Annotated in this window: 18 protein-coding genes; 10 read left to right on the top strand and 8 right to left on the bottom strand. The window is 70.8% G+C overall.

What is annotated here, in order from left to right:
- Together L0965_RS05975 and L0965_RS05970 are read left to right on the top strand one after the other, a co-directional pair.
- Positions 1–906, top strand: a 906-nt coding sequence (locus L0965_RS05975; RefSeq protein ID WP_234057952.1) for a DUF3418 domain-containing protein, incomplete at its 5' end; no start/stop codon positions are given.
- A 51-nt stretch (positions 907–957) separates the two neighbouring features.
- Positions 958–1,899 carry an NADP-dependent oxidoreductase gene (locus tag L0965_RS05970; protein ID WP_101305979.1) on the top strand — a complete coding sequence of 314 codons (942 nt, stop codon included), beginning with the start codon at positions 958–960 and terminating at the stop codon, positions 1,897–1,899.
- A gap of 10 nt (positions 1,900–1,909) precedes the next feature.
- Here L0965_RS05970 and L0965_RS05965 read toward each other — a convergent pair whose 3' ends face one another.
- Complete coding sequence (locus L0965_RS05965) at positions 1,910–3,253, bottom strand: M20/M25/M40 family metallo-hydrolase (RefSeq protein WP_101305978.1); 1,344 nt, start codon at positions 3,251–3,253, stop codon at positions 1,910–1,912.
- Positions 3,254–3,289: 36 nt separating this feature from the next.
- On the opposite strand from L0965_RS05965, the gene L0965_RS05960 reads away from it, so the two are divergent.
- A complete protein-coding gene (locus L0965_RS05960) occupies positions 3,290–4,321 on the top strand; it encodes a Gfo/Idh/MocA family protein (RefSeq protein WP_060959418.1) in 1,032 nt (343 codons plus the stop codon).
- 1 nt (position 4,322) lies between these two features.
- A complete protein-coding gene (locus tag L0965_RS05955; protein WP_101305977.1) occupies positions 4,323–5,216 on the top strand; it encodes an NYN domain-containing protein in 894 nt (297 codons plus the stop codon).
- A 31-nt stretch (positions 5,217–5,247) separates the two neighbouring features.
- On the opposite strand, the gene L0965_RS05950 is transcribed toward L0965_RS05955, so the two are convergent.
- Positions 5,248–6,786 carry a CitMHS family transporter gene (locus tag L0965_RS05950; protein WP_101305976.1) on the bottom strand — a complete coding sequence of 513 codons (1,539 nt, stop codon included), beginning with the start codon at positions 6,784–6,786 and terminating at the stop codon, positions 5,248–5,250.
- A gap of 139 nt (positions 6,787–6,925) precedes the next feature.
- Between L0965_RS05950 and L0965_RS05945 the strand changes: the two genes are divergently transcribed.
- The 5 genes from L0965_RS05945 (at position 6,926) to L0965_RS05925 (ending at position 13,362) form a co-directional block, all read left to right on the top strand.
- Positions 6,926–8,596, top strand: a complete 1,671-nt coding sequence (locus L0965_RS05945) for a sensor histidine kinase (RefSeq protein WP_101305975.1) — start codon at positions 6,926–6,928, stop codon at positions 8,594–8,596.
- Positions 8,593–9,249: a response regulator gene (locus L0965_RS05940; protein WP_101305974.1), complete on the top strand. Its 657-nt coding sequence runs from the start codon at positions 8,593–8,595 to the stop codon at positions 9,247–9,249. The genes L0965_RS05945 and L0965_RS05940 overlap by 4 nt, the downstream gene beginning before the upstream one ends.
- Positions 9,250–9,359: 110 nt before the next feature.
- Positions 9,360–10,742 (top strand): MFS transporter, encoded by a 1,383-nt coding sequence (locus L0965_RS05935; RefSeq protein WP_101305973.1) that lies wholly within the window; start codon positions 9,360–9,362, stop codon positions 10,740–10,742.
- A gap of 203 nt (positions 10,743–10,945) precedes the next feature.
- On the top strand, positions 10,946–12,238 hold the full coding sequence (locus L0965_RS05930) for a DUF4921 family protein (RefSeq protein ID WP_101305972.1): 1,293 nt from the start codon (positions 10,946–10,948) through the stop codon (positions 12,236–12,238).
- Entirely contained in the window at positions 12,235–13,362 is a 1,128-nt protein-coding gene (locus L0965_RS05925) for a methyltransferase (RefSeq protein ID WP_101305971.1), read from the top strand. The genes L0965_RS05930 and L0965_RS05925 overlap by 4 nt, the downstream gene beginning before the upstream one ends.
- A gap of 30 nt (positions 13,363–13,392) precedes the next feature.
- Here the strand turns inward: L0965_RS05925 and L0965_RS05920 are convergent, their stop codons facing one another.
- The 6 genes from L0965_RS05920 to nrdH form a co-directional block, all read right to left on the bottom strand.
- Positions 13,393–13,803 carry a MarR family winged helix-turn-helix transcriptional regulator gene (locus L0965_RS05920; RefSeq protein WP_060959411.1) on the bottom strand — a complete coding sequence of 137 codons (411 nt, stop codon included), beginning with the start codon at positions 13,801–13,803 and terminating at the stop codon, positions 13,393–13,395.
- A gap of 97 nt (positions 13,804–13,900) precedes the next feature.
- Complete coding sequence (locus tag L0965_RS05915; RefSeq protein ID WP_101305970.1) at positions 13,901–14,368, bottom strand: DUF3817 domain-containing protein; 468 nt, start codon at positions 14,366–14,368, stop codon at positions 13,901–13,903.
- Positions 14,369–14,532: 164 nt separating this feature from the next.
- The gene (nrdF, locus tag L0965_RS05910) at positions 14,533–15,513 is read right to left on the bottom strand and encodes a class 1b ribonucleoside-diphosphate reductase subunit beta (RefSeq protein WP_005052315.1); all 981 of its coding nucleotides are present in this window, start codon (positions 15,511–15,513) and stop codon (positions 14,533–14,535) included.
- 31 nt (positions 15,514–15,544) lie between these two features.
- Positions 15,545–17,701 (bottom strand): class 1b ribonucleoside-diphosphate reductase subunit alpha, encoded by a 2,157-nt coding sequence (gene nrdE, locus L0965_RS05905; RefSeq protein ID WP_060959404.1) that lies wholly within the window; start codon positions 17,699–17,701, stop codon positions 15,545–15,547.
- A complete protein-coding gene (nrdI, locus tag L0965_RS05900) occupies positions 17,683–18,114 on the bottom strand; it encodes a class Ib ribonucleoside-diphosphate reductase assembly flavoprotein NrdI (protein WP_101305969.1) in 432 nt (143 codons plus the stop codon). Before nrdI ends, nrdE begins: the two co-directional genes overlap by 19 nt.
- A gap of 1 nt (position 18,115) precedes the next feature.
- Entirely contained in the window at positions 18,116–18,349 is a 234-nt protein-coding gene (gene nrdH / locus L0965_RS05895) for a glutaredoxin-like protein NrdH (RefSeq protein ID WP_005052310.1), read from the bottom strand.
- Positions 18,350–18,753: 404 nt separating this feature from the next.
- Here nrdH and L0965_RS05890 point away from each other — a divergent pair, with 404 nt between their 5' ends.
- On the top strand, positions 18,754–19,977 hold the full coding sequence (locus L0965_RS05890) for an MFS transporter (protein ID WP_101305968.1): 1,224 nt from the start codon (positions 18,754–18,756) through the stop codon (positions 19,975–19,977).
- Positions 19,978–20,153: the final 176 nt, after the last annotated feature.

Here is a 20,153-nt window from a genome sequence, read left to right as displayed (position 1 = left end):
GGCGCGCCGCCCGCCGCCGCGGCCGCCGCGGCCCCCGCTCTCGCGGAGCGCACCGGCATCCTCACGTGGGACCTCGGCACGCTGCCGGAGGTGGTCGACACCAAGGTCGCCGGCGGCGTCGTGCGCGGCTACCCCGCTCTCGTCGACGAGAAGGATGCCGTCGCCCTGCGCATCGAGGCGACGCCGGAACGGGCCGAACGCCTGACCCATGCCGGCGTGCGCCGGTTGCTGCTGCTGGCCGTCTCCTCCCCCAGCGCCTACGTGCTCGATCACCTCACCGCGGCCGAGAAGCTCTCGCTGGCCGCGTCCCCGTACCCGTCGGCCAAGGCTCTCATCGAGGATGCGCGCGTCGCGGTCGCCGACGCCGTGCGGGACCGCGTGGCCCCCGGCGGCGTACGCACGCCGGAGCAGTTCGCGGCCGTCCGCGACGCGTTCTCGGCCGCCGTGGTCGACGAGCTCTTCCAGGCGGTGTCGCTCACGGCGCGCATCCTCACGCTCCAGCGCGACGTCGACAGGGCGATCAAGGGCCAGAACTCGATGACGCTGCTCACCGCGCTGGGCGACGTGAAGGGGCAGCTGGCGGGACTGATCTTCCCGGGGTTCGTGTCGCGGTCCGGTCTCGACCGCCTCCGGCACCTGCCGCGTTACCTGCAGGGCGCGCTCGAACGAGTCCGGACCCTCGCCGACAACCCCGGCCGCGACCGGCAGCGGCTGACCGAGTTCGAGCGCGCCGCCGCGCTCTACGCCGACGCGGGGGGCACGCTGCCCCTGCCCGCCGACGCGACGCCGGCGCTGACGCACGCGCGGTGGCTGCTGGAGGAGTACCGGGTGAGCCTGTTCGCGCAGGCGCTCGGCACCGCCGAGCCGGTCTCGCTCCCCCGCATCACCAAGGCGCTCAGCGCCTGATCCGGCCGCCCCGGCGCGGAATACGGGCCGGGCGGGGCCGTTGCATCCCGCATGAGCACCGCGATCGTGTACACCGAGTTCGGAGGACCCGAGGTCCTCACCGTCGCCGACGTCGAGGTGCCCGCCCCCGGGCCCGGCGAGGTCACCGTCCGCATCGAGGCGGTCGGCGTCAATCCCATCGACCACAAGCTGCGCTCGGGCCTGCGCGCATCCGACCCGATCGTCGAGCCGCGCCGCCTGGGCTCGGATGCCGCCGGCATCGTCACGGCGGTCGGATCCGAGGTCGAGGGCTTCCGGGTCGGCGACCCCGTGGTCGTCTTCGGCGCCGCCGGCACCTACGCGAGCGCGCTGACGACCTCCGCCGCGCACGTCTCACCACGTCCCCCGCAGGTGTCGGCCGCCGAGGGGGCCGCCCTCGGCATCCCCGTCGGGACGGCGTACCAGACGCTCCGCTCGCTCGCGGTGGGCGCCGAAGACACCGTGCTCATCCACGGCGGCTCGGGAGCCGTCGGGCAGGCCGCCATCCAGCACGCGGTGCTCTCGGGCGCGACGGTGCTCGCGACGACGAGCGACCGTCGCGCCGACCGGGTGCGGGCGCTCGGCGCGCATCCCCTGCCCTACGGCGCCGCCGTGGTGGACGACGTGCGCCGGATGGCGCCGCAGGGCGTCACGGTCGCCATCGACCTCGCCGGCACCGACGACGCACTGCAGCAGTCACGCGAGCTCGTCGCCGACCATCGCCGCATCGCGACGCTCGTGCGCGGGAAGGATGCCGCAGCCCTCGGCATCCGGGCCTTCAGCGGCGGCAGCCCCGTGCCCTTGACGGCGCAGGAGCAAGCGTGGCGGGCCGAGGCCGTCCCGGTCACGGTCGCCCTCCTCGCGGCCGGACGGTTCCGCATCGAGCTCGGACCGCGGCTGCCGCTGGCCGAGGCCGCGGAGGCGCACCGGCTCGTCGCCGCCGGCGCCGACGGCAAGATCGTGCTGGTGCCCTGACCCTCCCGGCTCAGCTGGCCGCGATGAGGGCCCGGTAGAAGCGGATGCCGGCCAGCCACGACGCGACCCGGATGCGCTCGTTGTGCGAGTGCAGGGCGTCGCGTTCGGCGCGCGTGAGGTGGAACGGCGTGAAGCGGTAGACGTGCGCGCTGATGGCCGTGAACCACCGGCTGTCGCTCGCACCGAGCTGGATGTAGGGCGTCGTGACGACCTCCTCGCCCAGCGTCTCGCGGACCGCCGCGGCGATGCGCCGCCACGGCTGTCCGCGCCACGGCGAGACCGGCGACGGATCGGACCCGTGGCGCACCTCCACCTCGACATGCGGGTCGGCGACGACGCGGCGGATCCGCGCCGTCGCGGAGGCGACCGTGTCGCCCGTGAGCAGGCGGACATTGACCGCGGCGCGCGCGGTCGTCGCGAGGACGTTCTCGCCGGGGGCGCCCGACAGCTCGGTGGCGACGGCGGTGGTGCGCACCATCGCGTTCATCTCCGGCCCGAGCCGGGGGAAGACCCGCGCCACCACCGGCGCGAGCAGGCCCAGATTGGCGAACACCGTCCGCAGCGGCTGAGCGGCGTGCGGGGCGAGGGTGGCGAAGAGCGCCCGCACCGGCGGCGCGATGCGCGCGGGGAACGGATGCCGGTGGATGCGGTCGATCGCCCGGGCCAGGCGCGCCGTCGCCGGGAAGGCCGGCGGCGTCGACGCGTGCCCGCCGCCCTCCCGGGCGGTGAGACGGAGCGTCATGACGCCCCGCTCGGCGACACCCACCATCGCGGTGGGCACCGAGATCCCCGGCACGACGCCCTCCACGACGGCGCCGCCCTCGTCCAAGACGAGACCGGGCTCCACGCCGCGCTCGCGCAGCAGCGCGACGATCGCCCGGGCGCCCCCGCCGGCGGTCTCCTCGTTGTGCCCGAAGGCGAGGTAGACGTCGTGATCGGGTGAGAAGCCGTCGGCGATGAGCGCCTCGACCGCTTCGAGGATGGCGACGAGCGCGCCCTTGTCGTCGATCGCTCCGCGCGCGTGGATGGCCTCATCCGCACCGTCGCCGGCGATCTCCGCGGCGAACGGCGGGAGATCCCACTCCTGCTCGACCACCGGCACGACATCCAGGTGCGCCATCAGCACGAGCGGGTCCGCCCCGCCGCGGGAGCCCGGCCAGCGGTAGAGCAGCGAATGCCCGTCGACGACCTCGCGCTCCAGCACGGCATGCAGGGCCGGATACAGGCGCACAACCGCGTCGAGCAGCCGGTCGAAGGGTTCCCAGTCGATGAGGCCCTCGTCGGCATGCGAGACGGTCGGAATCTGCAGCAGCTCACGGAACCGGGCGATCGAGGCGGCGTTGTCGGCACTCACGGCTCGAGCCTACGCGGCCGCCGATAGGCTCGAGGCATGACCGACATCGCTCCCGGCAGCCCCGGCGCCGCCTCCCCGATCCCCGGCGCCCCCGTCCGCTGGGGCATCCTGGCGACGGGCGGCATCGCCCACGCCTTCACGAAGGATCTCCGGACCGCGGGGCTGACGGTCACCGCGGTCGGTTCGCGTCGCGCCGAGTCCGCGGAGGCGTTCGCGCAGGAGCACGGCATCCCCCGCGCCCATGGCTCGTACGAGGAGCTGGTCGCCGACCCCGAGGTTGACATCGTCTACGTCGCCTCGCCGCACAGTCATCATCGCGAGCACGCCGTCCTCGCTCTCGAGGCCGGAAAGCACGTCCTCATCGAGAAGGCGGTGACGCTCGACGCCGACGAGGCCGTCGCGATCCGCGACATCGCGGCCGGCCGCGGACTGCTCGCGATGGAGGCGATGTGGACGCGGTACCTGCCGCACATGGTGCGCATCCGCGAGCTCATCGCCGACGGGACGATCGGCGAGGTGCGCACGGTCGTGGCCGACCACACCCAGTCGCTCCCGCTCGATCCCGGCCACCGCCTGAACGCCCTCGAGCTCGGCGGCGGTGCCCTGCTGGACCTCGGCATCTACCCGGTCTCCTTCGCATGGGATGTGCTCGGACCGATGACCGAGGTGCGCGCGGTCGGTCGGCTCGGCGAGACGGGCGCCGACACCGAGGTCGCGATCGCCGCCGTCCACGAAGGAGGCGCGGTGTCGTCGCTCGTCACGAGCTCGCGCGCCGCCGGACCGAACGCGGCGCACGTCATCGGCACGGCCGCCCGCATCGACATCGACCGCGTGTGGTACGAGCCCACCTCCTTCCGCGTGACCGCGACCGACGGCACGGTCATCGAGGAGTACCGCTCCACCGTCGACGGGCGCGGCATGCAGTTCCAGGCTCTGTACGCCGAGGCGCTGCTGCGCGCGGGACGCACCGACAGCGACCTCCTCCCGTTCGACGAGTCGATCGCGATCATGGCCGCCCTCGACGGCGTGCGAGCCCAGCTCGGCGTGACCTACCCGAAGGGGCGCTGACATGGCCGAGCTGCAGGGCAACCGCGTCGCGGTGTATCTCGACTTCGACAACATCGTGATGAGCTGGTACGACCGCGTGCACGGGCGCAACTCGTACGCGGCCGACCGGCAGAAGATCATCGCCGACCCCGACGCGCCCGAGATCGCCCAGCGCCTCAAGGACGCGACGATCGACGTCGGCGCGATCATCGACTACGCGGCATCCTTCGGCACCCTGGTGCTCACGCGGGCCTACGCCGACTGGTCGTCGCCGGTGAACGCGCTGTACCGCTCGCAGCTCGTCGCGCGCGCCGTCGACCTCGTCCAGCTGTTCCCGGCCGCCGCGTACGCGAAGAACGGCGCCGACATCCGCCTGGCCGTCGACACGGTCGAGGACATGTTCCGCCTGCCCGACCTCACCCACGTCGTCATCGTGGCGGGAGACAGCGACTACGTGCCGCTCGCGCAGCGCTGCAAGCGTCTCGGTCGGGTCGTCGTCGGGGTCGGCGTCGCCGGGTCGACCGCGAAGTCGCTCGCCGCGGCGTGCGACCAGTTCGACGCCTACGACTCGTTGCCCGGCGTCGTTCCGCCCGCGGCGGCCGCCACCGCACAGAAGAAGACGGATGCCGCGGCCACGACGTCCTCCCGCCGCCGCAAGAAGGCGGAGGACCCGACGGCCGAGCTCCTGGGCCGCGCCCTGCGGCTGGAGCAGGAGCGCACCGACGACGAATGGGTGCATCTGTCGGCCGTGAAGAACCTCCTCAAGCGGATGGACCCCTCGTTCAGCGAGAAGGCTCTCGGCCACCGGTCGTTCTCCGACTTCGTCAAGGCGCACCCGACCGTCGCGGACATCGACGAGACCACCAACATCGTCCGCGTGCGCCCGCACACGACCGACGCGGCCGACGAGGGCTGACCCCCGCCGGCCGCGCCGGACGGACGAGCGGTCAGCCGGCGAAGGGGATCGCCCCGACCAGGACGCCGACCGCGAGCATCGCGAGCGAGACGAGCGTCGCCCGCCACAGCACCTTCTTGTGGTGGTCGCCGAGGTTGACGTTCGCGAGGGACACGAGCAGCAGGATCGCCGGCACGAGCGGGCTCTGCAGGTGCACCGGCTGGCCGGTGATCGAGGCCCGCGCCATCTCGACGGGCGCGATCCCGAAGTGCGACGCGCTCTCGGCGAGCACCGGCAGGATGCCGAAGTAGAAGGCGTCGTTCGACATGAAGAACGTGAACGGGATCGACAGCACTCCCGTGATCACGGCGAGGAACGGGCCCAGCTCGGCGGGGATGACCGAGGTGATCCACGAGGCCATCGCGGTCACCATGCCCGTGCCGTTGAGCACGCCCACGAGCACGCCCGCGGCGAGCACCATCGACACCACGCCCACGATCGACGGGGCGTGGGCGACGATCTCGTCGGCCTGGCTCTTCAGCTTCGGGAAGTTCACGATCAGCGCGATCGCCGCTCCCACCATGAAGACGAACGCCAGCGGGAACAGGTCCAGGATCAGCAGCACCATCACCGCGACCGTCAGCGCGAGGTTGAACCAGATGAGCCGCGGGCGCAGCGTGGGCCGGTTCGGATCGAGCATCGTGTCGGCCATGGCGGTGTCGACGGCATCCACGAGGGCGGTCGCCGCGACGGCCTCGCGGGCGCCGCGCACGGTCACGATGTTGCCGGTGCGCAGCGTCGCCGCGGCTCCCGGCTTGGGCTCGGCCCCGCGGAACAGGCGCGGCGCGCCGAAGATGCCGTCGCCGCGGGTCGCCTCGATCCGCGTGGTGTCGACCACGCCGGCGAGGCGCCGGCGCTCGCTCAGGCCGAGGAACCACGCGAAGGCGAGGGAGATCACGAGACCCGTCGCGAGCGAGGGCAGCATCGGCACGAAGATGTCGGTGGGCTCCAGCGAGAGAGCGGATGCCGCGCGCACCGTCGGCCCGCCCCACGGCACGATGTTCAGGGTGCCGTTCATCAGCCCCGCCACGCAGGTGAGCACGACCGGGCTCATCCCCAGCCGGAGATAGATCGGCAGCATCGCGGAGGTGGTGATGATGAAGGTCGTCGATCCGTCGCCGTCCAGCGACACGGCCCCGGCGAGCAGCGCCGTGCCGAGCACGACCTTCGCGGGGTCGTCCCCCAGCACCCGCGTGATCACGCGGATCAGGGGGTCGAACAGCCCGACGTCGATCATGATGCCGAAGTACATGATCGCGAACATCAGCAGCGCCGCGGTCGGCGCCATCGATTTGATCGCGTCGATGATCATGTCGCCGAGCCCGAGACCGGCACCGGCGAACAGGCCGAAGATCGTCGGCACCACGATGAGCGCGACCATCGGCGTCAGGCGGCGCGTCATGATCAGCGCCATGAAGGTCAGCACCATCGTGAACCCGAGCACGACGAGCACACCGTCCGAGGGCGTGAACGCCAGATCGTAGCCGTCGTCGGCGGCGGCCGCGACGAGACCGAGGGGAACAGGGGGCATCTCGACTCCTTCGTCAGCGGCCGACGTTCGTCGTCGACCGGATGCCGCGAATCTAGGGACCGCGCCGCGGCGGCGCGCGCTATCTCTCATTCCCGCGACTTCTGCGCGAAGCGCGAGTTCAGCGCATTATGCTCACCAGATGAGATTCGCGACGCGCGCGGCGCTGCTGCTGCTGGCGACGGTGGTCGCCGTCGTCGCGGTGTGCGTCGTGGTCTTCGTGATCCTCGGCGTCCAGCTGCTGCGCGCGGAGGCGGAGACCTCCGCGCTCAACATCGCCCGTACGATCGCCGTCGATCCGCAGGTGCGCGCCGAGGTCGCCGCGATCAGCGCCGATCCGGGCACGCCCGACGGTGCCGAGCTCCGCGACGGAGAGCTGCAGCGCCTGGCCGACGCCGTGACGGCGCGCACCGGGACGCTGTTCGTCGTCATCGCCGACGACCACGGCATCCGTCTCGCCCACCCCGACCCCGACCAGCTGGGCCGGCCGGTCAGCACGGACTACCGTCAGGTGCTCGCCGGCAACGAGGTCGTGACGTGGGAGGAGGGGACCCTCGGCGTCTCAGCGCGCGCGAAGGTGCCGATCCTCCCGCCCGACGGCGAGGGCACCGCCCCCGTCGGCGAAGTGAGCGTCGGATTCGAGCCCTCGAGCGTGTTCGACGACCTCCCGGCGCTGCTGGGCGGCATCGCCGCCGCGGCCGGCGCGGGGATCCTGGTGGCCGCGCTCGCCGGACTGGTGCTGCGACGGCGGTGGGAACGCGTGACGCTGGGCTTGCAGCCGGAGGAGCTGGTCGCCCTGGTGCAGAACCAGGCCGCGGTGCTCGACGGCGTGGGCGACGGCGTCGTCGCGCTCGACGGGGAGGGGACGGTGCGCCTGTGCAACGAGACCGCCCGCCGGCTCCTCGATCTCGACGCCCCCGAGGGGCGCACGCTGGAGGAACTCGGGGTCGCACCGGCCATCCTCGTCGCCGTGCGCGAAGGGACCGCGGGCGACGGGATCGTGGTGGGCGATCGGGTGCTCTACGTCGACGCCCAGCCGGTCCGTCGCGAGGGGCGCGACCTCGGGGCCGTCCTGATCGTGCGCGACCGCACCGACATCGTGGCCCTCACGGAGCGGCTCGACACCGTGCGCGCGATGACCGGCGCGCTGCGCGTCCAGCGACACGAGTTCGCCAACCGCCTGCACGTCGCGGCCGGCCTGCTCGACGCGGGGCGCGACCGCGAGGCGCGTGAGTTCCTGGGCGATCAGCTGCAGCGCGGCCCGGTGGACTATCCGGTCGAGAACCTCGATCTGATCGGCGATGCCCTCCTGCATGCGCTCATCGGCGCCCACGCGCTCGAAGCCGGCGAGCGCGGCGTCCGCGTGTCGATCGATCCCGACTCCCTGCTGCTGTCGCCGCTGCGCGACGTCGAGGACGTCGCCGCCGTGCTCGGCAATCTCGTCGACAACGCCGTGCGGGCGGCGGTCGCCGGCCCCGAGCCGCGGGAAGTGCGGATCGGCTGCTTCGGCGACGGCCCGGACCTCGTCCTCACGGTCGCCGACTCGGGCGCGGGCGTCCCCGACGACGCCGACCTCTTCCGTCGCTCCGCACGGCCCGCCTCCGATCTCGACCGCGTGCACGGGCTCGGCGTCGGCCTTCCGCTGTCGCGGGAGCTCGCCCGGCGCCGCGGCGGCGAGGTCTGGCTGATCGATCCCGGCGGACGCGGCCCCGCGGGCTCGGGCACGGGGGCCGTGTTCGGCGCGCGTCTCGTGGACGTGCTGGACGCCGGCACCGCCGCGGACCCCACCTCCGGAAAGGACTCCGCCCGATGAGCTCACCCGTCCGCGTCCTCGTGGTCGACGACGACTTCCGGGTCGCCGGCCTGCACCGCGACATCGTCGCGGAGCGTCCCGGCTACACCGCGCTGGAGCCGGTGCGCACCCTCGCCGCGGCGAGCGCCGCCGTGCGGGCCGACCGGCCCGACCTCATGCTCGTCGACGCGTACCTCCCGGACGGCGACGGCATCGGCTTCGTGCAGGCCTGCGGCGTCGACGCCGTCGTCCTGTCCGCCGCCGCGGACGCCGCGACGGTCCGCCGCGCGCTGCGCGCGGGGGCGCTGGGCTACCTCGTCAAGCCGTTCGAGCGCCGCGCGCTGACCGACCTGCTGGATCGCTATCTGCGCTTCCGCAACCTGCTCGACGAGTCGCGCACCGTCTCGCAGGAGGAGATCGACCGCGCGCTGGCGCTCCTGCGCGCCGGCGGCGAGACCCCCTCGGTGTCGCGGTCGGCGACCGAGCAGGTGATCCTCGAGGCGCTCGGCGACGACGAGTCGTCGGCGTCGGAGATCGCCGACCGCGCTGGCGTCTCGCGCGCCACCGCGCAGCGGCATCTGTCGGCGATGGCGGCCCGCGGAGTCGTGGACGTACGCCTGCGCTACGGCACCACCGGACGCCCGGAGCACCGCTACCTGCGCGTGCGTGCGTGAGCGCACAGGAGCTGTGCGGCACTGAACCTTGTACCTGAATCACTTTTCAGGTAGCGTCCACGTCGCGGCATCCCCCCGCCGCACCGCGCTCTACAAGGAGGTATCAGCGCATGGCTTCAGCCACCCCGCCAGACACCACGCAGCCGTCGTCCGGGCTCCGCCGGGTCGTCAGCGCCTCGATGGCCGGCACGATCGTCGAGTGGTACGAGTTCTTCCTCTACGCCACGGCCGCGACGCTCGTGTTCAACCTGATCATGTTCCCCCCGTCCGACGATCCGTACGCGGGCATCATCGCCGCCTTCGTCACGTACGCCGTCGGGTTCGTCGCGCGCCCTCTCGGCGGCATCGTCTTCGGCCACTTCGGCGACAAGTACGGACGCAAGAAGCTGCTGCAGCTCGCGATCATCCTCGTCGGCGTCGCCACCTTCCTGATGGGGTGCCTGCCCACCTTCCAGCAGGTCGGGTACTGGGCTCCGGCGCTGCTCGTGCTGCTGCGCTTCGCCCAGGGCTTCGCCGTCGGCGGAGAGTGGGGCGGCGGTGTGCTCCTGGTGGCCGAGCACTCCCCCGACAAGACCCGCGGCTTCTGGGCCTCGTTCCCGCAGGCGGCCGTCCCCATCGGCAACCTCGTCGCCACGATCGTCCTGCTCGTGCTCAGCCGCACGCTCTCCCCCGGGGCCTTCCTGGCGTGGGGCTGGCGCGTGGGCTTCTGGCTCTCGGTGGTCATCGTCGCGATCGGCTACTACATCCGCACGAAGATCACCGACGCGCCGATCTTCCTCGAGGCGCAGAAGGAGGTCGAGGAGCAGAAGCACGTGCGCTACGGCGTCTTCGAGGTGCTGCGCCGCTACCCGCGCGGCGTGCTGACCGCGATGGGCCTGCGCTTCGCCGAGAACATCATGTACTACCTCGTCGTGACGTTCTCCATCACCTACCTGAAGATCGCACTCGGCGTCGACACGGCCGAGATCCTCGGGATGCTCGTGATCGCCCACATCGTGCACATGATCGTGATCCCCCTCGTGGGCGGCCTCGCCGACCGGATCGGCCGCAAGCCCGTCTACGCGATCGGCACCGTCGGCGCCGCCGCCTGGGGCTTCATCGCCTTCCCCATGTTCAACACGACGCAGCCGCTCATCATCATCCTGGCGATCTGCCTGGGCCTGGTCATCCACTCGTTCATGTACGCCCCGCAGCCGGCGATCATGTCGGAGATGTTCCCGACCCGCATGCGCTACTCGGGCGTCTCGCTCGGGTACCAGGTCACCTCGATCGTCGCCGGCTCGCTCGCCCCGATCATCGCGACCGCACTCCTGTCGGCCTACGGCACCTACATCCCGGTCGCGCTGTACCTCGCCGTCGCCGCCGCCATCACGCTCGTCGCGGTGGTCTCGATGCGCGAGACGAAGGGCAGCTCGCTCCACGAGCTCGACCGCGTCGACCGCGAGCGCCTGGTGGCCGAGACCGGCACGGTCCGCGTTCAGGCCGGCCGCTGACCGCGGACGTCGAGGGGGCGGATGCCGCGGCGTCCGCCCCCTCGCCGCCCGATCAGTCGCGCGTGGCGAGCAGCGCCCACTCGGCCAGGAGCGGCGGGACGGCGAGCCGCACGAGGCGGGCGGCGTCGCCGTCCAGACGCGCGAACGTCTTCATCCGGCCAGTACGCCCCGGCGGGTGTCGGCCGCGTCGGTAGGCTGAAGGGATGAGCGACGGTGCGGCACGAGCGATCCGACGCCTCCCCGACGGCACGGTCAAGCAGATCGGCCCGCTGACCGGGACGCGGGTGTGGACGGTCCCGGGGCGGGCGAGCCGCCCTCTGGCGCTCTCCCGCGACGACACCCGCCGGCTCGGCCCGGGCGAGGATCGGCGGCTCTGCGCCTTCTGCGTCGACCGCTACTTCGAGACCACGCCGGAGAAGGCCCGCCTGGTGGGACCGCACTTCGAGGAGCTGCGACGCGTCCCCGCCTCCGCACTGAACGACACGGTCGCCGAGTTCCGGCGCTTCGCGAACCTCTTCGAGATCGTCTCGGCGGAGTACTGGCGCGAGAACCACGGCTTCCGTCAGCCCGCGCACGTCTTCCGGTGGGCCGAGGAGTACCTGTCCGACCCCGTCGGGCGCGTCCACCTCGAGAAGCTCGCCGAGATCCGCGCGCAGGCCGCGGGCACCGAGACCAGCCTCGAAGAGGCGGCTCTGGATCTGCTCGGCGGCTCCCACGACGTCGTGGTGGCGCGACGCCATGTCGTCGACGGCGCGACCACCGACGCCGAGCTGGCCTCCTCGGGCACCCTCACGCCCGACGAGCACGCCGCGTACGTCGCCTTCACGGTGCGGGCCCTCACGGAGATCCAGGCCGCGCAGCCGCACGCCGCCTACGTCAGCGTGTTCCAGAACTGGCTGCGCCCCGCCGGCGCCTCCTTCGAGCACCTCCACAAGCAGCTCGTCGCGATCGACGAGCACGGGCCGCAGGTCGACCACGAGCTGCGGCTGCTCTCCCACGATCGCGACCTCTACCAGCAAGAGATCGCCGACCTCGCCGTGGCCGAACGCCTCGTCGTCGCCGCGAACGACGGTGCCGTCGCGTTCGCCGGCGTCGGCCACCGCTATCCCGCCTTCGAGATCTTCTCGACCTCCGACGCCAATCTGCCGCAGGACCATACGGATGCCGGCATCCGCGCCGTGTCCGACCTGCTGCACGCTCTGCACGCCGCCACCGGCGTCCACGTCCCGACCAACGAGGAATGGCACTACCGACCGCCGGGTGCACCGTGGCCCATGCCGTGGCGGGTCGTGCTGAAGTGGCGCATCTCGACGCCCGCCGGATTCGAGGGCGGCACGAAGATCTACGTCAACACGATCGATCCGTGGGAGCTGCGCCGCCGCGCGGTCGCGACGCTGCACGGGCTGCGCGACGCGGGCGCCCTGGCCACCGGCATCCGCATCGGCGATGAGTGCACGCCGGACGACGCCGTGCTGCACTATGCGGACCCGGCGTGAGCTTCCCGTTCGAGCGCCTGCGTCGCGCGCCCGACATCGAGGGTGAGGGTCTGGTCGCCGCGGATGCCGCGGACCGGCTCATCCTCGACGAGTCGGCGGCGCTGCGCACCGCGGCGGGGCCGGGTGAGATCGTCGTCATCGGGGACGGCTACGGCGCCCTCGCACTCGGCGCGGCCTTCGCCGGCGCGCGTGACGTGCGGGTGCACCAGGACGCGCTCTCGGGCGAACGCGCGCTCGCCGCGAACGCGCAGGCGCTCGGCCTGGACGACCGGGTGTCGTCGGGTGCTCTGGACGCGGCGCTGGTGTCGGGGGCGCGCGTCGTGCTGCTGCGACTGCCGCGCGCGCTCGATGCGCTGCGCGACATCGCCGGGCTGATCGCCGCACACGCGGCATCCGATGTCGTCGTGGTCGCCGGCGGGCGGCTCAAGCACATGACCGTCGCGATGAACGACGTGCTGCGCAGCGCGTTCGACACTCTCGACGTCACGCACGCGCGGCAGAAGTCGCGGGTGCTGATCGCCCGCGACCCGCGCGGCGGCGGCGATCCCGTGCCGGCCGCGGCGCGCATCGACGGGCTGGAGGTGCGGGCGTTCGGCGGCGCGTTCGCCGGCGCGCGACTGGACATCGGCACGCGCGCGCTGCTGGCGGCGCTGGACGCGGCGCCCGCCGCCCCGGCGGGCGGCACCCCCGACGATCCCTGGATCGACCTCGCGTGCGGCACCGGGATCGTCGGCGCCTGGCTCGCCCGGCGGCATCCGGCGGCCCACGTGTACGCGAGCGACCCGTCGGCCGTCGCCGTGGCATCCGCCCGGGCGACGGCGGCCGCCAACGGCCTCGCCGACCGCGTGATGGTCGCTCGTGCCGACGGTCTGGAGCAGCGCGCGGACGCGTCCGCGTCGTTCATCGCCCTGAACCCGCCCTTCCATTCCGGCGCCGCGCTGACCGCGGGCATCGCCGAACGCCTGTTCGCCGACGCGGGACGGGTGCTGCGCCCCGGCGGCGAGCTGTGGTGCGTGTGGAACTCGCCCCTGCGCTACCGACCCGCACTGGATCGGCTGGTCGGTCCGACCCGTCAGATCGCGCGCGACGCGAAGTTCACGGTGACGGTGTCGACGAGGCGCTGATCCCGCCGGAGCGAGCGACGGGCCGCCCGCTCAGACGATGCCGGCGCGGATGCCGTCCAGCGAGTCGGCGACCTTGGGGAGGCGCTGAGCAAGCACGCCGTCGAGCTCGAACAGGCGCTCCCGGGCGTCCTGCAGGACGCGGGCGCCCTTGGAGGTGACGTGGAGGTCGCTGGCCGCTCCGGCGTGGGCCGTCGCATCCTGGACGAGGCCGTCGTCGACGAGCGTGCGGACGGCGGTGTGCGCCGACTGCACCGTGATGTGAGAGCGGCGGGCGAGCTCGGAGAAGGAGATCCCCGGCTCGGCGTAGATGTGCCCGAGGAGGCCGAACTTGCGGGTGCTGATGCCGAGGTCCTTCAGGATCGCCGCCAGCTGCTCCTCCCACATCGCCGAGACCGCGAGCAGCGCGATGACCGGACTGAAGCGGGGGCTCTCTTGGGTCATGGCCCCATGCTAGCGAGCCACGGGTGTGTCAGAGGGTCGCCGTACCGTGACTGTTCCCGACCGATCCTCGCCGTTCGCGACTCACCCCTCCGGATCGTCAGTCCTTCGCGCCGCCGGGAGGGCCGAGGATCAGGAGCACCGCGAAGATCGCGACGACCGCGACGAGGATGCCGACGAACAGCAGCCAGGGGCGGCGCAGGAACCACGCCAGCGGCGCGTCGTACCAGCGCGCATCGGTCGCGTCAGCGGCCTGCTCGACACGCCAGATGCCCGCGAGCAGGCCACGACGATGCACCCACAGCTCCGTCGGGACCGTCGCGTAGGGGATGATCGCGGAGATCAGGGCGACGGCCGTCGGACCCGCCGGCCAGCGGTTGTTCAGCGCGACGAGCACGACGGTCGCGCCGTAGGAGAGGAACACGAATCCGTGGATGCCGCCGCCGATGGTGACCGCCGGCGCCCAGCCCGTGGTCGCGCGGACGATGAGCCCCGCGATGAGCAGCGTCCACGACACGGCTTCGGCGAACGCGAGCGTGCGGAACAGGGACAGGGGTGTGCGGAGCATTCCTTCAGCATAACTGAAGGAGGGATTGGTGTCTGAGCGCTCCCTGTGAGACCCGGCCGGATGCCGCCGAGTCGTGACACGACGACGCCCCCTGCCGAGATGCTCAGGGAGCAGGTCGGCAGGGGGCGTGCGTGGGGCTCGGCATCCACCTCACGGTGACGCGATCAGAAGTCCCAGTCGTCGTCCTCGGTCGCGACGGCCTTGCCGATGACGTACGACGAGCCCGACCCGCTGAAGAAGTCGTGGTTCTCGTCGGCGTTCGGCGACAGGGCCGACAGGATGGCGGGGTTCACGTTCGTCAGCTGCGACGGGAACATCGCCTCGTAGCCGAGGTTCATCAGCGCCTTGTTGGCGTTGTAGTGCAGGAACTTCTTGACGTCCTCGGTCAGGCCGATGCCGTCGTAGAGGTCCTGCGTGTACTGCACCTCGTTGTCGTACAGCTCGTAGAGCAGCGAGAAGGTGTAGTCCTTGATCTCGTCGCGCTCGGGCTGGGTGAGCTTCTCGAGCCCCTTCTGGAACTTGTAGCCGATGTAATAGCCGTGCACGGCCTCGTCGCGGATGATGAGGCGGATGATGTCGGCGGTGTTCGTGAGCTTCGCCTTGCTCGACCAGTACAGCGGCAGGTAGAAGCCCGAGTAGAACAGGAACGACTCCAGCAGGGTCGAGGCGACCTTGCGCTTGAGCGGTTCGTCGCCACGGTAGTAGTCCATGACGATGTGGGCCTTCTTCTGGAGGTTCGGGTTCTCCACCGACCACCGGAACGCGTCGTCGATCTCCGGCGTCGAGCACAGGGTCGAGAAGATCGACGAGTAGCTCTTCGCGTGCACCGACTCCATGAACGCGATGTTGGTGTACACCGCCTCCTCGTGCGGCGTGATCGCGTCGGGGATGAGCGACACGGCGCCGACGGTGCCCTGGATGGTGTCCAGGAGCGTCAGCCCGGTGAACACCCGCATCGTGGTGGTCTGCTCGTCGGGGGTGAGCGTCGCCCACGACTGGATGTCGTTGGACAGCGGCACCTTCTCGGGCAGCCAGAAGTTGTTCACGAGGCGGTTCCAGACCTCGAGGTCCTTGTCGTCCTGGATGCGGTTCCAGTTGATCGCCTGGACGTGATCGATGAGCTTGAGCGGCTCAGAGGGGGTCATGATTTTCCTTCAGCGGTCGTTGAACGCAGCGTCACAGCATGCAGCTGACGCACTCGGACAGGTTCGTGCCCTCGAGTGCCATCTGACGCAGGCGGATGTAGTAGATCGTCTTGATGCCCTTGCGCCACGCGTAGATCTGCGCCTTGTTGATGTCGCGCGTGGTGGCGGTGTCCTTGAAGAACAGCGTCAGCGACAGGCCCTGGTCGACGTGCTGCGTGGCCGCGGCATACGTGTCGATGACCTTCTCGTAGCCGATCTCGTACGCGTCCTGGTAGTACTCCAGGTTCTCGTTCGTCATGAACGGCGCCGGGTAGTAGACGCGGCCGATCTTGCCTTCCTTGCGGATCTCGATCTTCGACGCGATCGGGTGGATCGAGCTCGTCGAGTTGTTGATGTACGAGATCGAGCCGGTCGGCGGCACCGCCTGCAGGTTCTGGTTGTAGATGCCGTGCGCCTGGATCGACGCCTTCAGCTCACGCCAGTCGTCCTGGGTCGGGATGTGGATGCCCGCGAACAGCTCGGCGACCCGATCGGTCTGCGGCACCCACTCCTGCTCGAGGTACTTGTCGAAGAACTCCCCCGACGCGTACGTCGAGTCGGCGAACCCATCGAAGGCCGTGCCGCGCTCGATCGCGATGCGGTTCGAGGCGCGCAGGGCGTGGAACAGCACCGTGTAGAAGTAGATGTTCGTGAAGTCGATGCCCTCTTCCGACCCGTAGTGCACGTGCTCGCGCGCGAGGTAGCCGTGGAGGTTCATCTGACCCAGGCCGATCGCGTGCGAGCGGTCGTTGCCGTCCTCGATCGAGCGGACCGAGCGGATGTGGCTCTGGTCGCTGACCGCCGTGAGCGCACGGATCGAGGTCTCGACCGTTCCCGCGAGGTCCTTGCCGTCCATCGCGAGGGCGATGTTCATCGAGCCCAGGTTGCAGGAGATGTCCTTGCCGATCTGGTCGTAGGACAGGTCCTCGTTGTACGAGGTCGGCGTGTTCACCTGCAGGATCTCGCTGCACAGGTTGGACATGTTGATCCGACCCTTGATCGGGTTGGCCTTGTTCACCGTGTCCTCGAACATGATGTACGGGTAGCCCGACTCGAACTGGATCTCGGCGAGGGTCTGGAAGAACTCGCGCGCGTTGATCTTCGTCTTCTTGATGCGCGCGTCGTCGACCATCTCGCGGTACTTCTCGGTGACCGAGATGTCGCCGAACGGCACCCCGTAGACCTTCTCGACGTCGTACGGCGAGAAGAGGTACATGTCCTCGCCGTTGCGGGCGAGTTCGAACGTGATGTCGGGGATCACGACGCCGAGCGAGAGCGTCTTGATGCGGATCTTCTCGTCGGCGTTCTCGCGCTTGGTGTCGAGGAAGCGCAGGATGTCGGGGTGGTGCGCCGAGAGGTAGACGGCGCCGGCGCCCTGACGCGCACCGAGCTGGTTGGCGTAGCTGAAGCTGTCTTCGAGCAGCTTCATGACGGGGATGATGCCGCTGGACTGGTTCTCGATCTGCTTGATCGGCGCGCCCGCCTCGCGGATGTTGCTCAGCAGCAGCGCCACGCCGCCGCCGCGCTTGGACAGCTGCAGTGCGGAGTTGATGCCGCGGGCGATCGACTCCATGTTGTCCTCGATGCGCAGCAGGAAGCAGCTGACGAGCTCGCCGCGCTGGGCCTTGCCGGTGTTGAGGAACGTGGGGGTCGCCGGCTGGAAGCGGCCGGAGATGATCTCGTCGACGAGCTTCTCGGCGAGCTGCTGGTCGCCGTCGGCGAGCCCGAGGGCGGTCATGACGACACGGTCCTCGAAGCGCTCGAGGTACCGCTTGCCGTCGAAGGTCTTCAGCGTGTAGCTCGTGTAGTACTTGAAGGCGCCGAGGAACGTCTCGAAGCGGAACTTCGCGCCGTACGCCCGGTCGTTCAGGCGCTGGATGAACGCGAACGGGTACTTCTCCAGCACCGCGCCCTCGTAGTACTCCTTCTCGACGAGGTAGTCGAGGCGCTCCTGCAGCGAGTGGAAGAACACGGTGTTCTGGTTGACGTGCTGCAGGAAGTACTCCCGCGCGGCGCGCTTGTCGGCGTCGAACTGGATCTGGCCGTTCTCGCCGTAGAGGTTGAGCATCGCGTTGAGGGCGTGGTAGTCCATCCCCTCGAAGCGCGCGTCTGTCTTGAATGTCGCCGGGCTCACTGCAGCTTCCACCATCGTTCCAATCCGTCGCTCACACGAACGACGTCGTCAGGCGTGCCGAAAAGTTCGAGCCGATACAAGTGTGGCACGGTGCACTTGCGGCTGATGATGTCACCGGCGCGACAGAACGACTCGCCGAAGTTGGTGTTGCCCGCGGAGATCACTCCGCGGATGAGGTGACGATGGTGCTCGACGTTGAGGAACCGGATCACCTGTTTGGGGACGGCCCCCTTCTCCTCGCCACGCCCCTGGCCGCCCCCGTAGGTCGGTGTCACGAGCACGAACGGCTCGTCGACCTCGAGGGGGGCGTCGCCAGGGGTGAGCGGGATGCGGGCGGCCGGCAGGCCGAGCTTCTCGATGAAACGCGCCGTGTTGCCCGACACACTCGAGAAGTAGACGAGCAGCGGGGCGCTCGTCAGCGTCGGCATCTCAGGCCAGACGGCTCGCGAGCTCGTCGATCTTGTCGGGACGGAAGCCCGACCAGTGGTCCTCGTCCGTGACGACGACCGGCGCCTGCAGGTAGCCGAGCGACTTCACGTGCTCGAGGGCCGCCGGGTCTTCGGAGAGGTCGAGGACCTCGTAGTCGATGCCCTTGGAGTCCAGCGCGCGGTAGGTCGCGTTGCACTGCACGCAGGAGGGCTTGGTGTACACCGTGATTGCCATGTCGTTCTTTCTCTCCCCTTGATCCCAGCGGATCGATCTCTGCGGTTGCCGTCGTCTTGTCGCCTGTGGTCCCGGCCCTGCCCCCGCCGGGAGTCCAATACTACATATGGGTACGGACGTTGGATAGCACCACAAGGGCTAGTAGTTACATCCGTGTAGTTTTGCACCGTTCTCCCCATGTACAACACAGGTTGTCCACCGTTTCATCCACAGGAGGCCGAGCGATCCGGCGTCGGGAAAAAGCCTGAATCACGGGCATTTCCCCCGGGCCGCGCCCGCTCATCCACAGTTCGGACGCTAGCCGCCGCCTCCGACACTCCCGGGCCTGTGGAATGGGGTCGTCGGCGTGTCGCGGCATCCCTCGGGCGTGTCGCGATGTCGCCCCCGACGGGTAGCGTGGAGGGGTGGCGGGATACCGGGAATTGCTGCGCACGCAGGGCGTGGCTCGCATCATCGCGGCTCAGCTGACGGCGCGGTTCCCGAACGGCATGACGAGCCTCGCGATCCTGCTGCACGTCGAGCAGATGACCGGGTCGTACGGAGCCGCCGGTCTCGTGCTGGCGGCGGCATCCGTGGGTCAGGCGACGGCCGGCCCCGTGACGAGCCGGTGGATGGGCCGATGGGGCATGCGCCGGGTGCTGACCCTCACGACGACCGTCTGCGCCGCCGCTCTGCTCGCCCTCGCCCTGATCCCCATGGGCGTCGTGGGTTACATGGTGTTCGGCCTCATCGCGGGCCTGTCCACGCCGCCCGTGCAGTCCGCGGTGCGCACGATCTACCCCAAGCTCGTCAACGCACGGCAGCTGACCGCCCTGTTCTCGCTCGATGCGAGCCTGCAGGAGATCATCTGGATCCTGGCGCCCGTCGTCATCACGGTCGTCGCCACGCAGGTCGGCACGGTGCCGGCGCTCCTGCTCATCGTCACGATCCTCGCCGCCGGCGGCGCGTGGTTCATCCTCTCCCCCGAGGTCGGCCGGGTGCGCATCCCGCGCAGCCGTCGCGCGTTCGGGAAGGTGCTCGGCAAGCCCGTCGTGCTGCTCGCCACCGTCATCGGCTTCCTCCTCATCGGCGCCTGCGCCGCGGTCGAGGCGGCCGTCGTCGCGACATTCGGACACGGCGGCCTCGAAGCCGGCCTCGTGCTCGCCGTCTTCTCCGTCGGCAGCCTCGCCGGCGGCCTGGCGTTCGGCCACATCCCCATGGGGCCGTGGGCGATGGCGCGCCGCATGAGCGTCGTCGCGGTCGGACTCGTCGCGGCGGTCTTCCTCGTGGGCGGCATCGGCGCCTCCACGCCGTGGTGGATCGGGGCGTGCCTCGTGATCGCGGGCGTCGGCATCGCGCCGGCGCTGGCCGTCATGTTCGCGATGACCTCGGCATCCGTGAAGTTCAGCGAGACCGCCGAGGCCTACGGATGGATCGGCACCGGACAGCTCATCGGCGCCGCGCTCGGCTCCGCCATCGCCGGGTTCCTCATCGACGGCACCGGCCATGCCGGGGCGTACGCGGCGGCCGCCGCCTTCGCGATCGTCGGGGCGCTGGTCGCGACCGCCTTCGTCCGCGGCTTCCCCGACCTGCGCGGCCGCGACGCGAGCCCCATCCCCGACACCGAGCCGGTCCCCGTCATCACCTGACGCCCCGCCCTGCTCGCGCGTACGAGGGTGCGGCGCCTCGCGCGTGCACGGCCGCTGACACGCGCCCGAACTGCAAGGGATGCTGCGAGACACGCCGCATCCGTGTGCGCGGAGTCGGCGTGTCGCCCGCGGGACCTTGCCGTTCGGTCGGCGCGACCCGGGCGCCGCGGCACCCG

This window comes from Microbacterium sp. NFH-22A-Y (genome assembly GCF_021401375.1).
Classification (GTDB): domain Bacteria; phylum Actinomycetota; class Actinomycetes; order Actinomycetales; family Microbacteriaceae; genus Microbacterium; species Microbacterium hominis.
Note: the sequence above shows the minus strand (reverse complement) of the source record. Positions and strands in the feature narration are given on the sequence as shown.

Coding starts and splice junctions, on each gene's coding strand:
- L0965_RS05915 (WP_101305970.1), bottom strand. CDS start 14,368: ATGCTCCGCACACCCCTGTCCCTGTTCCGCACGCTCGCGTTCGCCGAA.
- L0965_RS05960 (WP_060959418.1), top strand. CDS start 3,290: ATGACCGACATCGCTCCCGGCAGCCCCGGCGCCGCCTCCCCGATCCCC.
- L0965_RS05970 (WP_101305979.1), top strand. CDS start 958: ATGAGCACCGCGATCGTGTACACCGAGTTCGGAGGACCCGAGGTCCTC.
- L0965_RS05955 (WP_101305977.1), top strand. CDS start 4,323: ATGGCCGAGCTGCAGGGCAACCGCGTCGCGGTGTATCTCGACTTCGAC.
- L0965_RS05950 (WP_101305976.1), bottom strand. CDS start 6,786: ATGCCCCCTGTTCCCCTCGGTCTCGTCGCGGCCGCCGCCGACGACGGC.
- nrdE (WP_060959404.1), bottom strand. CDS start 17,701: ATGGTGGAAGCTGCAGTGAGCCCGGCGACATTCAAGACAGACGCGCGC.
- L0965_RS05930 (WP_101305972.1), top strand. CDS start 10,946: ATGAGCGACGGTGCGGCACGAGCGATCCGACGCCTCCCCGACGGCACG.
- L0965_RS05940 (WP_101305974.1), top strand. CDS start 8,593: ATGAGCTCACCCGTCCGCGTCCTCGTGGTCGACGACGACTTCCGGGTC.
- L0965_RS05945 (WP_101305975.1), top strand. CDS start 6,926: ATGAGATTCGCGACGCGCGCGGCGCTGCTGCTGCTGGCGACGGTGGTC.
- nrdH (WP_005052310.1), bottom strand. CDS start 18,349: ATGGCAATCACGGTGTACACCAAGCCCTCCTGCGTGCAGTGCAACGCG.
- L0965_RS05920 (WP_060959411.1), bottom strand. CDS start 13,803: ATGACCCAAGAGAGCCCCCGCTTCAGTCCGGTCATCGCGCTGCTCGCG.
- nrdF (WP_005052315.1), bottom strand. CDS start 15,513: ATGACCCCCTCTGAGCCGCTCAAGCTCATCGATCACGTCCAGGCGATC.
- nrdI (WP_101305969.1), bottom strand. CDS start 18,114: ATGCCGACGCTGACGAGCGCCCCGCTGCTCGTCTACTTCTCGAGTGTG.
- L0965_RS05935 (WP_101305973.1), top strand. CDS start 9,360: ATGGCTTCAGCCACCCCGCCAGACACCACGCAGCCGTCGTCCGGGCTC.